This is a genomic window from Bradyrhizobium sp. KB893862 SZCCT0404, from assembly GCF_018130885.1.
GTDB classification, from domain to species: Bacteria; Pseudomonadota; Alphaproteobacteria; order Rhizobiales; family Xanthobacteraceae; genus Bradyrhizobium; species Bradyrhizobium stylosanthis.
This window is the reverse complement of the sequence record NZ_JAFCLT010000016.1, coordinates 140711-152540: the sequence shown is the minus strand read 5'-3', so window position 1 is coordinate 152540 and position 11830 is coordinate 140711. Positions and strand designations below refer to the sequence as shown.

Annotated in this window: 11 protein-coding genes; all 11 read right to left on the bottom strand. The window is 65.5% G+C overall.

The window, feature by feature from the left end; translation table 11 throughout:
• Positions 1 to 143: 143 nt before the first annotated feature.
• On the bottom strand, positions 144 to 866 hold the full coding sequence (locus JQ617_RS37880; protein ID WP_212030797.1) for a GntR family transcriptional regulator: 723 nt from the start codon (positions 864 to 866) through the stop codon (positions 144 to 146).
• A complete protein-coding gene (gene hpxZ / locus JQ617_RS37875; RefSeq protein WP_212030796.1) occupies positions 863 to 1258 on the bottom strand; it encodes an oxalurate catabolism protein HpxZ in 396 nt (131 codons plus the stop codon). Before hpxZ ends, JQ617_RS37880 begins: the two co-directional genes overlap by 4 nt.
• A 1-nt stretch (position 1259) precedes the next feature.
• Positions 1260 to 2654 (bottom strand): AtzE family amidohydrolase, encoded by a 1395-nt coding sequence (locus JQ617_RS37870; RefSeq protein ID WP_212030795.1) that lies wholly within the window; start codon positions 2652 to 2654, stop codon positions 1260 to 1262.
• A 7-nt stretch (positions 2655 to 2661) separates the two neighbouring features.
• Positions 2662 to 2841, bottom strand: coding sequence for a DUF4089 domain-containing protein (locus JQ617_RS37865; RefSeq protein ID WP_063686316.1), 180 nt, complete (start codon positions 2839 to 2841; stop codon positions 2662 to 2664).
• An 18-nt stretch (positions 2842 to 2859) separates the two neighbouring features.
• Positions 2860 to 4629 carry a dipeptide ABC transporter ATP-binding protein gene (locus JQ617_RS37860; RefSeq protein ID WP_212030794.1) on the bottom strand — a complete coding sequence of 590 codons (1770 nt, stop codon included), beginning with the start codon at positions 4627 to 4629 and terminating at the stop codon, positions 2860 to 2862.
• 325 nt (positions 4630 to 4954) lie between these two features.
• Positions 4955 to 5854, bottom strand: a complete 900-nt coding sequence (locus JQ617_RS37855; RefSeq protein WP_212030793.1) for an ABC transporter permease — start codon at positions 5852 to 5854, stop codon at positions 4955 to 4957.
• Positions 5855 to 6066: 212 nt separating this feature from the next.
• Complete coding sequence (locus tag JQ617_RS37850) at positions 6067 to 7080, bottom strand: ABC transporter permease (protein ID WP_145657084.1); 1014 nt, start codon at positions 7078 to 7080, stop codon at positions 6067 to 6069.
• Between the two features lie 245 nt (positions 7081 to 7325).
• Positions 7326 to 8948: an ABC transporter substrate-binding protein gene (locus JQ617_RS37845; RefSeq protein ID WP_212030792.1), complete on the bottom strand. Its 1623-nt coding sequence runs from the start codon at positions 8946 to 8948 to the stop codon at positions 7326 to 7328.
• Between the two features lie 385 nt (positions 8949 to 9333).
• On the bottom strand, positions 9334 to 10299 hold the full coding sequence (locus JQ617_RS37840) for an aminoglycoside phosphotransferase family protein (protein WP_249157839.1): 966 nt from the start codon (positions 10297 to 10299) through the stop codon (positions 9334 to 9336).
• A gap of 21 nt (positions 10300 to 10320) precedes the next feature.
• The gene (locus JQ617_RS37835) at positions 10321 to 10596 is read right to left on the bottom strand and encodes a protealysin inhibitor emfourin (protein WP_212030791.1); all 276 of its coding nucleotides are present in this window, start codon (positions 10594 to 10596) and stop codon (positions 10321 to 10323) included.
• 40 nt (positions 10597 to 10636) lie between these two features.
• The gene (locus tag JQ617_RS40320; protein WP_212030790.1) at positions 10637 to 11668 is read right to left on the bottom strand and encodes a M4 family metallopeptidase; all 1032 of its coding nucleotides are present in this window, start codon (positions 11666 to 11668) and stop codon (positions 10637 to 10639) included.
• Between the last annotated feature and the right edge of the window lie 162 nt (positions 11669 to 11830).

Here is an 11830-nt window from a genome sequence, read left to right as displayed (position 1 = left end):
TCACGGCGTCAAGCGCCAAGGACCCAACGGCTTCCCGCCCAACCCATCCTGACAGACTTTCAAGACACAGGGACCCATAGAGCTGCTGTGCGAGATGGATGATGGGTCCCCGCGCTGCACCGCGTCCGGGACACGGGCGCGCCCTACACCGACACCGCGTAGATCTCATACTCCCCGCGCACCAGCTCGATATGCGCGCGCATCGCGGCGGCGGCGCCCTGCTTGTCGCCGCGCATGATCGCGACGACGACGCGATCGTGCTCGGCCTGCGACTTGGCGAGACGGCCGAGGTTGCGGAACTGGGCGCGGCGGAACGGCTGCACACGGACGCGCGTCGCCAGCGTGATCTCGGCGATGTAGCCGTTCTGCGATCCCGCATAGATGGCGTTGTGGAAGCGCTCGTTGACCTCGTGGAAGCGATCGGGATTGCCGGCGTAGCTCAGCACCCGCAGCTCTTCGTGGATGGCTTCGAGCGCATGGCGCTCGGCGGCGGACATGCGCTCGGCGGCAAGCCCGGCGCACAGCGCCTCGAGTTCCGCCATCGCCTCGAACATGCTCTTGAGTCGCTCGATCGACGGCTGCGCCACCACCGCGCCGCGGTGGGGCCGCGCCTCGACCAGGCCGCTCGCCACCAGTTGCCGCAGCGCCTCGCGCACCGGGGTCCGCGACACGCTGAAGCGGCGCGCGATGTCGGTCTCGTCCAGCGGCGCGCCCGGCGCCAGGGTTCCGCGGACGATCTCGTCGGCAAGCTGAAGACGCAGCTCCTCGGCGCGCGTGACCTTGTGCACGCTGGGCTGCGCCCGGTCGACCCGCGGCACCACCGGCTCGGCCGGCAGTGTCCCGGGCGGAAGATCGTCAAGCGTCATACGGTCTCTTTCGGCTCGTCGATGATGCTGACATGGGCGGCGACGACGCGCCAGCCCTCCGGGAAGCGAATCCACGTCTGCATCTGCCGGCCGACCTTGCCGGGCGCCGTGTCGCGATAGAACAAGGTGGAGGCCACCGCGGTATCGCGGCCATAGCTGGAGATCACCGTCTTGGCGGTGCGCCGGTTCAGCCCGAGCGGCGAGCGGCCGGCACGGAAGCCGGAGATCGCCTCGTAACCATAGAGGTTCTCGCCGATGCCATAGCGCAGGGTGCGGGGATCGTTGCGGAACAGCTCGCCGAGCACGGCGACGTCATTGGTGACGAGAGCCTGCTCATAGCGCTCGAACGCGGCTTTGACTTCCGCGATCACCTCGGGGAGATCGATCTCCATTTCAAAGTCCTCTCGGTGCAGGCGCGGATGCGACGCCCATCTGTTCCAACGCGTAGGCGACGCGGAGCGCGATGTCTTCGCGCCAGGGCGCACAGATGATCTGCACGCCGATCGGCAGCGGCTCGAGCGGCACCGGCACCGCCACCACGGGCAGGCCGATGAAGGAGATCGGCTGGGTGTGGATGCCGATATTGGCGCGCACCGGCAGCTCGACGCCGTCGAGATTGAAATTGACCTGACCGAGCTTCGGCGCGGTGCAGGGCGTCGCCGGCGCGATCAGCACGTCGACGGTCTTGAAGATCTCGGCGAGCTGCGCGCGATACCAGCGTCGGAATTTCTGCGCGCGGTCGACCAGCGCCGCCGGAACCATCGCGCCGGCGATCAGCCGGTCGCGCACGGCGGGATCGAAATCGTTCGGCCGCTTGCGCAGGCGATCGAGATGCAGCGAGGCGCCCTCGGTGGTGGTGATGACATAGGCCGCGGCGCGGGCGCGCGAGGCTTCGGGGACATCGACGACCTTGGTCGCGCCGAGCGCCTTGGCGACGCGGCTGACGGCCTCGACGGCTTCCGGAAAGACGTTCTTCTGGAAGTGACCGCCGGCGATCGCGATACGCAAATCCGAGACCGGGTTGGCGAGCAGCGGCAGCGTCGGCTCCAGCCCGCGCGTGGTGCAGGCGCCGTCGTCGGCATCCGGCCCCTGCATCGCGTCATAGGCCAGCGCGAGATCGGTGACCGAGCGCGCGAACGGGCCGAGATGATCGAGGCTCGCCACGAACGGGAACGATCGCGCCCGCGAGAGCCGGCCATAGGTCGGCTTCAAGCCAAAGATGCCGCAGAACGACGAGGGCACGCGGATCGAGCCGTTGGTGTCCGAACCCAGCGCGATCGGCACCAGCGCGCCGCCGACGGCGCTGCCCGAACCGCCCGACGAGCCGCCCGTCATCCGCGTCGTGTCGTGCGGATTGCGCGAGGGACCATCATGGACGTTCTCGCCCGTAAAGTCGTAGGCGTATTCGCCCATGTTGAGCGCGCCGACGAGCACGGCGCCGGACGCTTCCATGCGCTCGATCAGCGTGGCGTCGCGCTTGGACGGCGCGAGGTCGCGGTTGATCTTCGAGCCGGCGCGCGTGGGCAGGCCGGCGACGTCGAACAGGTTCTTCACCGCGAAGGGCACACCCGCGAGCGGACCGACGTCCTTGCCGGCGGCGATGTCCGCATCGATCGCACGGGCTTTTGCACGCGCGCGATCGGCGGTGACATCGGTGAAGGAGTTGAGGATGCCGTCGTGCTGCTTGATGCGCGCGAGGGCTGCTTCCGTGGCATCGAGCGCGGACATCTTGCGACCGGCGACCGCACTCGCGATCTCGGCGGCCGTCATCTCTGGCTTGGTGGTCATGGCAGCATCAGGCCGTGAAGATCGGCGCCGGCTCGGTCTCGTCCGGCAGCGCGAATTCGTCGACGAGGCGGGCGAGCCGCAGCGAGACTTCGAGATTGGCGCGCACCGCGGGCCGCCAGGCCTCCTCGACAGGCAGCGCCAGCGCTTTCGACACGGCGTCGATATATTCGTCCAGAGGTTCGGCCATCACTCTCTCAAGCTGATCTCAGTGCACCGGCAACGGCGGATGCGGGATCGCCGTCAGCAGCTCCTTGGTGTAGTCGTCCTGCGGATCGCTCAGGACCTTCTCGGAAGAGCCCTCTTCGACGATCCGTCCCGTCCGCATCACAATGACACGATCGCACAACAAGCGCACTACATTCAAATCATGAGAGACAAACAGGTAGCTCATACCTAGCCGCGCCTTGAGATCCTGCAGCAAGTTGAGCACGACGGCCTGCACCGAGACGTCCAGCGCCGCGGTCGGCTCGTCCAGGATGACCAGCTTGGGATGCAGCGCGATCGCCCTGGCGATGCCGACGCGGGCCTTCTGGCCGCCGGAGAGCTGGTGCGGGAAGCGATCGAGCAGATTGTGCGGCAGGCCGACCATGGTCGCCAGTTCCTCGCAGCGGGCGCGGAGCGCGTCACGGCCCTTGATATCGCCGAGCTGCATGATGGGGTCGGCGATGGCGCGCGCGGCGGTGAAGCGCGGGTTGAGGCTGTCGGTCGGGTCCTGGAACACCATCTGGATGCGGCTGCGCTGCGGCAGCCGGGCGAAGGCGGCAGGCTGGATGCCGCCGATGTCCTCACCGTCGAACTGGATCAGGCCGGAGGTCTGGTCGAGCAGCCGCATCACCATCATCGACGTGGTCGATTTGCCGCAGCCGGATTCGCCGACGAGGCCGACGCTCTCGCCATGGCCGATCGAGAAGCTGATGCCGTCGACGGCGCGGAACACGTCCGGCTCCACCGGCGGCTTGCGACCGAACAGTTTTCCGAGCGTGGCCGTGGCGCCCTGGCGGGGGTACTCCTTGACCAGCTTTTCGATGAGGAGGAGAGGCTTCGAATTCTCATCACCCCCGGGCTTGCCCCGGGCGTCCATCGACTGAGATGAATTTTGCGAAGTGTGATGGACGGCCGGGGCAAGCCCGGCCATGACGGCTGAACTCTCTTCCTCCGGCAACAGGTCCCGCAAGGACACGCCAAGGCGCGGCGTCGCGCGCATCAGCTTCTTGGTGTAGGGGTGCTGCGGGTTCGCGAAGATGTCGGCGGCCTTGGCGGTCTCGACGACGCGGCCCTTCTCCATCACGACGACACGGTCGCAATAGGCTGCGGCCAAGCCGAGATCATGCGTGATCAGGATAGTCGACATCGCGCGGCGCTTGGTCAACTCGACGATCAGGTCCATCACCGCCTTCTGGGTGGTGACGTCGAGACCCGTGGTCGGCTCGTCCGCGATCAGCAATTGCGGATTGCAGGCCAGCGCGAGCGCGATGACGACGCGCTGGCACATGCCGCCCGACAGCTCAAACGGATAGGCGTGGTAACGCTCGCGCGGGCGGGCGATCTTGACCTGCTCCAGCGCCTCGATCGCCTTTTCTCCGTGATCGGCCACTTGCGCCTGCTGCACATGGGTGCGCAGCACGTCCTCGATCTGGTCACCAACTTTCCGGATCGGATTCAGCGCCGCGCGCGGGTTCTGGAAGATCATCGAGACTTCGCGACCGCGCAGATCGCGCATCTGGTCTTCGGTCGCGGCCTTGACGTCGATGCCGGAGAACATCACCGAGCCCTCGGCGATCTTGCCGGCGCGGTCGAGGATGCGCATCACCGCGTAGGACGTCACCGACTTGCCGGAGCCGGACTCGCCGACGATGGCCAGCGTCTCGCCCTTGGCGACGGAGATGTTGACGTGCTGCACCGCCTTCACGATGCCGCGGCGGGTGGTGAATTCGACCGTGAGGTCCTGGACGTCGAGCAGGGGTTGGGCGGTCATGCGGGCGTCCCGTCAATCAAAAGGTTGAAAACAACCCCATGCACAGTAGAACGGCGACTGGAATCATTGGGGATTTTCGAACGGAAAATGCGTGAAGTGGGCACGAGCCTCTCATTCCCTCCCCCCTTGCGGGGGAGGGGCAGGGAGGGGGGTGCCACACGGGGATTCTCGCCGCATGCTACCACCCGAACATCCGCACCATCTGCACCTTTTGCTGGGCTACCCCCCTCCCCGCCCCTCCCCCGCAAGGGGGGAGGGAGCGAGAGAGATGTGCCCTTCTTACATGCGAGCCTCGCGCGGCTCGCGGTGCATTGGAACGCAACCATCACGTCCTCCGCTGGGGATCGACGATGTCGCGCAGGCCGTCGCCGAGGAGGTTGAAGCAGAACACGGCGATCATCAGGGCAAGGCCGGGGAACAGCGCGATCCACCACTCGCCAGACACCATGAAGCCCGCGCCTTCGGCGACCATGATGCCCCACTCCGCCGTCGGCGGGCGGACGCCGAGGCCGATAAAGGACAGACCTGCGGCATTGAGGATGGCGTAGCCCATGGTCAGCGACATCTGCACGATCATGATCGGCATGATGTTCGGCAGGATATGTACCAGCAGGATGCGGAATTCGCCGTTACCCGAGAGCCGCGCGGCCTGCACGAAGCCGGCGTTGCGGCGGACATTGGCCTCGGCACGCGCGACGCGGGCATAGAGCGGGAAGTTCACGATGGCGGTGGCGAGGATGATGTTCTGCACGGTGTTGCCGAGCGCGGCGACGATGCCCATGGCGAGCACGAACAGCGGGAACGCCATGATGGTGTCGGCGATGCGGCCGACGATGCGATCGGTCCAGCCGCCGAAATAGCCCGCCGCGATACCGGCGAGGCCGCCCATCAGGAACACCAGCACGACCGAGGCGACCGCGATGAAGGTGTCGAGCCTCGTTGCGACGATGACGCGGCTGAAAATGTCGCGGCCGAGTTGGTCGGTTCCGAACCAGTGCGCTGCCGACGGCGGCTTGAGCGCCGCAGCCGTATCGGAGGCGAGCGGATCGTACGGCACGACATAGGGGCCGAAGATCGCCGCGACCAGGATCAGGATCAGCAGCGCGAATGCAAAACCCGTGACCTTGTTCTCGCTGAGAACGTAACGGGTCTGCTCGAGGATCGCTGACAGTCCCGACGTCCGCGCGGGACCAACGGGTTCAACAGCAGGCGCAACGGAGCTCATAGCTTCACTCCTGGGCGTTGGGATGACCGGACGAGCCGCGAACTGGCTTCACCTCTCCCGCTTGCGGGAGAGGTCGCGCCGAAGGCGCGGGTGAGGGCTCTATCCTCTTGGGGGTTCTCGACCGAGGAGAAACCCTCTCCCCAACCCTCCCCCGCAAGCGGGGGAGGGAGCGCACCGTTCGCGTGGCTCGCATCGAACGCGACCATTATGCGCTATCCCTCCAGCCGCACGCGCGGATCGATCACGCCGTACAAGATGTCGATCACGAGATTGAGCAGCACGTACATCACCGCCATGGTGAGGACAAAACCCTGCACCGGCGCGAAGTCCGACGAGATCAGCGCTTCCACGGCGTAGGAGCCGATGCCCGGCCAGGCGAAGACCTTCTCGACCAGCACGTTGGCGCCCAACAGGAACGAGAACACCATGCTGAGCGTGGTGATGACGGGCAGCATCGCATTGCGGAAGGCATAGGTGACGATGACGGTCGAGGGCGACAGGCCGCTCGCGCGCGCGGTGCGGACGAATTCGGAGGCCAGCACCGCCAGCATCGAGGCGCGCGTCATGCGCGCGATCGGCGCCAGCGAGAAAATCGCGAGCGTCGTCGCGGGCAGGATGAGCTGGCTCAGCGCCGAGCGGAACGCCTCGAAATCGCGCGCGATCAGGGTATCGATCAAATAGAAGCCGGTGACCGTCGGCGGCGCGCTGTAGAACACGTCGAGACGGCCGAGCGGTGCCGGCGACCAGCCGAGCCGGAAATAGAACACGTAGACCAGCACGAGCCCGGTGAAGAACACCGGTAGCGAGACGCCGGCCGTCGTCGTCACCCGGCATAAATGGTCGACCCATGATCCCGGCCGCGTTGCCGCGAGCACACCGAGCGGAATGGCGATGACGACGGAGACGATGAGGCCGAGCAGCGTCAGCTCGGCGGAGGCCGGCAGGCGGTTACGGATTTCGGCCGCGACCGGCTGCCCCGTGGTGAGCGAGTTGCCGAAATCGCCGTGGGCGAGATCGTTGGTGTAGCGGAAGAATTGCTCGATCAGCGGTTTGTCGAGGCCGAGCTTTTTCCGGATCTGCTCGACGGCTTCCTTCGTTGCGGCGGGGCCGGCGAAGTACGCGGCGGGATCGCCCGGCAGCGCGCGCGTCAGCAGGAAGGTGACGATGACGACGCCGATCAGCGAGGGAATCGCGAACATCAGGCGCTTGCCGATCATGGTCAGCATGGGGTGGGGCTCCGAGCGAGCGATGCTTGCCTGTCGATGAGCGCGAACGTAACCCCGCACTCCGCTGCGTTCCCTCCCCCCTTGCGGGGGAGGGCTAGGGAGAGGGGTGGCCGCGGGAGAGATCGGAGTTCGTGGCTACCCCTCTCCCCGACCCTCCCCCGCAAGGGGGGAGGGAGCGAGAGGCCAGTGCCCGCCTCACTCCGAAATACGGCTAGCGTCGCGGCCACGTCGCGCGCCATCCCCCCTCACCCCTTCGCCAGTGCACGATAGTCGAGCCTGCGGTGGAACCAGTATTGGTAGCCGCTGATGTTCTTCTGCATCGCGACGTTGACGAAGGGCTGGTACAGCGGAATGCGCGGAATGTCGGTGAAGGCGAGATCGACAAAGCCCTTCACGTCGGCGTCGTAGGTCGCCTTGTCGCCAATGGCCGCCGCCGTGCGCGCGCCGTCGATCAGCTTGTCCATCTCCGCCGACTTGTAGCTCATGGTGTTGAAGACGGAATTGTTGCCGTGATAGCACCAGTAGAAGAAGTACTCGGGGTAATCGAGCCAGCCCGAGAACACGTTGGTGAAGAGTGGCATCTCCTTCTTGTTCAGCTCGGTGCGCCAGTTGGCGCCAGGCACCTTGTTGATGGTGGTCTTGATGCCGATCTGCGCCAGGCTCTCCTGCACCAGCACGCAGAGCGGCTCGTTGACGCCGGCGAAGTTGAGGTCGAACGAGATCGTGGTCTCGAAGCCGTTGGCGTAGCCGGCCTCCGCAAGCAGCGCCTTCGCCTTGTCCATGTCGGTGTTGTATTTGTGCGGCTGCGGCCAGGCGACTTCGGTCGGCTTGTCCTTGGCCGCGCCGAACATCGGGTTGGCGAGGCCGAACATCACGGCGTCGATGATCTTCTGATAGGGCAGCGCGTAGGCGACCGCCTGACGGACCTTCGGATTGTCGAAGGGCGGCTTGGTGACGTTCATGCCGATATACTGGATGCCGTTGGAGAACGGCAGCGACACGACGTTGAGCTTGCCGTTGGCCGTCATCTCCTGGAAGTCCTTGTTCGGCAGCTCGTAGGAGATGTCGGCGTCGCCGCGCTCCAGCAGCGCGCGGCGGTTGCCGGCCTGCGGCACCATGCGCCAGATCACGCGCTTGATCTTCGGCAGCGGACCGCAGACCCAGTCGTCGTTGCGCTCCATGATGACTTCGGTGCCGGCGGTCCACTTCGTCACCTTGTAGGCGCCGGAGCCCGCGGTCTGCTGCTTGGTGAATTCGAGGCCCCAGGGATCCTTCTCGCTGGCGTTCTTCTTCACCAGCTCCGAGTTGACGATGCAGGGCACGATGACGGCGAGATCGGGGACCGTCAGCTTGTCCTTCTTCAGGAAGTCGACGCGCACGGTGTAGTCGTCGATCACGACGAACTGCTCAGGCTTGGTGAGAGAGCCCGCGCTCATCTGGAAGGTCGGGAAGCCGCCGACGCTGACGGCGCGGTCGAGCGACCACTTCACGTCCTTCGCGGTGACCGGCGTGCCGTCGTGGAATTTGGCGTTCTTGCGCAGCTTGAAGGTGACCGACATGTCGTCGATCTTGAACTCCTCGGCGAGCTCGCCCTTGAACTTGTCGCGGTCGTAATAGGGCACGCCGCCGGGACCGCTCTTCATCTCGTGGCTGATCAGCCGGTCGTAGCAATTCCAGGACACCTCATAGCCGGGCACGTTGGTGCCGACGCCGTGGATGTCGAGATTGTTGGGCCCGCCTTCCGAGACGATCAGCAGCGTCTCCGAGCGCGCATCGGCATAGGCGGTGGAGATCACCGACGGCATGGCCGGAAGCGCCGCGCCAGCGGCCAATCCGGAAACGGACTTGAGGAAATCGCGGCGCTTCATGAAATCGCTCCAACACAAAAGTTTCTGGTTGGAACTGGATTCGCAAGGTTCGTGCCAAGGCTTCATAAGCGTTTACGAATGCGGTAAGCTACTGAATTAACTTGAAAAATAGGCATGCTGGACGTACGCACGACCGCCATGCCCCGGAGGGGAATTGCATACAAAGATTATCATTTGCACATAAAATAGACTGCCAATGACACCGGCTTATTTGGTGGGCGCGCCCCCTCCGCCGTCGTCCTAGCGAAAGTCAGGACCCATTACCCCAGGGAGGGGTTTGGCGAAGACTCGTGGTTGCCGCCGTCGCAAGACGACTTCTCCCTGGGGTAATGGGTCCTGGATCGGCGCTCCGCTTCGCTGCGCTTGTCCAGGACGACAGCGGTGGTCACTCCGCCCAGATCAGCTCCTGCAGCTCGACCAGATCTCCCGCCCTCTCCTGCCAGCCGTCGATGCAGATGTGGCTGTTGAGGTCGCTGGCATGGTGCAGCAGCATCAGGGCCATCAGGCGGCGCTTGAGGGCGTAATCGAGCCTTGCATAGCCGAAGCCTTCGAGCAGGTTACGCACCCTGCCCGGCCGGCCTGCGGCCATGAAGGCGCTGGGGCCGAGCAAATCGTAGTCGCGCCAGCCGGCACGCACGTCGCCGAAATCGAACAGGCCGGCGACCGACCAGTTGCCGTCATCGCAGGCGAGCAGGAAATTTTCCGGAATGTATTCGCCGGTCAGGATCACCGGCGGGGCATCCATCGGAACCAGCGCGGCCGCATCGCGCAGGAGATCGTCGAGGCCTTCGAGGAATTTCGGCGCGAGACCCAGCCGTTTGTGCCGCGCGCCGCAGCCCTGCATCTGGGCGCGCATGAAGTCGTCCCAGCGCGGCTCGATTGTTTCGAGCGGACCGAGCGGGGCGCGCTGCACCGACGCGATGGTTTCGCCGATCTGGCGCAGCACGCGCTCCTTCTGCTGTTCGGGCAGGTGCGGCCAAGCCTCCGCGCCGAGCGTGCCTGATAGCCGCGTGATGACGAGATAGGGCCAGCCGTCGCGCACCCCTTCCGCGACGATTTCGGGGATCGGCAGGGACAGCCGGCCCGCGAGCTGCGTCAGCGAGCCGCGCTCGGAGAGGAACTGCGAGCGAAGCAGGGGCGGAAAAATCTTCAGGATCAGGCGCTCACCGAGGCCGACCACGAGATTGGTGCCTGTTGCGAAGATGTGCGGCGCGCCGACGTCGAGACCGTGGCCGCGCGCGATGTCGAGCGCGACCGGCAGCCATCGCGCCCGGTCTGCGCGCAAGGCGCGGTAGGCTTCGAGGTTCGTCGACGCGGACAGCCCCCATACGCCCGCGGAATCCGGCAGCATCCCCTCCATCACGGCGTCAACCTATTCCAACACGTCCTTGACGCTGTTCCTGATGGCCGGGGGCACCGCATGTTCGGGGACTTCGATCGTCTGTGCGCCGCGCGTAATGCGATAGCTGAACGCGTCGGCCTGGCCCCTGCGCGCGGCAGGGACCTTGTCCGGCTCGGCAAACAACTGCTCCACCGCCTTCTGGTCGGCAGCGGACAGATCCGACAACGTTACTTCACCGCGGCTCTTGAGGTGAGGGCCGCCGAAGCCGGCGACCCCTCCGACACGCTCGATCTTCAAGCGATCCACGCTCGCTTCCTTTCGTGGCGCGCTGCCGGCAACGCGCCGATTAGAGCCCGATCTTCTTCCATCCGGCATCGACGGCCGCGAACACCGCGGCCTCGCCGGGATACAACGTGTGGGCTCCCTGCCGGGTTCTGGCCGCGAACGCCTTCATCGTCATGTTCGGCGTCGGCCCGAAGCCGGTGAGCGAGTGATACCACACCTGGCCGATCCTGGCCCAACTGTATCCGCCGAGCGTGGTGCAGGCCGTGTAGAAGGCGAGGTTCGGCGGGCCGCTGGAATAATGCGGGTCCATGCCCGGCGTGATTTGCGAATATTTGGTCGGCTGCGGCGCCAGACAGTGCTTGGCGGCGGGATCGGCCATGTCGCGCAGGCAGGTGAACCCCTTCTTCTTGGCGGCCGCCCCCATGATGTCGCGCCCGATCAGCCAGTCGGCCTTCTTGACGTCCTGCTTGGACTCCCACTGCCGGAACATCGAGCCGAAGCAGTCGGAGACGCTCTCGTTGAGGCCGCCGGCGTCGCCGCTATAGGCGAGCTGGAGGCTGTGCTGGGTGACGCCATGGGTGAGCTCGTGGCCGATGACGTCGCTGCCCCTGGTGAAGTCGACGAAGATGCTGCCGTCGCCGTCGCCATAGATCATCTGCGAGCCGTTCCACATCGCGTTGTTGTAGTTCTCGCCGAAATGGACCGACGACATCATGGTCATGCCGTGATCGTCGATCGAATTGCGGTTGAAGACCTGCTGGTAGAATTTCGCGACCTTGCCGGTCTGGTTGAAGGCGCGCTTGACGGAGCCGTCCGACGACGTCTTCGGCTTCGGCACGGGCGAGCCCGGCAGCGATTGCGTGTGCTTGCAATCATAGGCGGTGACGGAGGGCGCCGCCGCCAGGGTGACGAGACCTGCGCTCCGGGCCGCGGTGACGCTGGTCAGCTTAGCGGCCTGGTTACGCAATTCACGCAGCTCATGACTGACCTGGACGGTGTCGACCAGTTGCTTGCGCAGCGTGGCAGACAGCTTCTTGTCCTGGGACAGCCGGGTCAGGACGTCGTTCGGGATGATGCAACATGTGCAGGGCATCGATGAATCTCCATTGCACGTTTTTGCGAAAATGGACTGCTGAAACGATCTCGGGAAATTCCTGCCGCGGGCGGCAAGCGTCGGCGCCATCCTGGCGTCTCGCATGGGGCGATTATCGCAGGCGCGCGAACCGTTGCGTGTGAGATTGCACACACTTCCGGG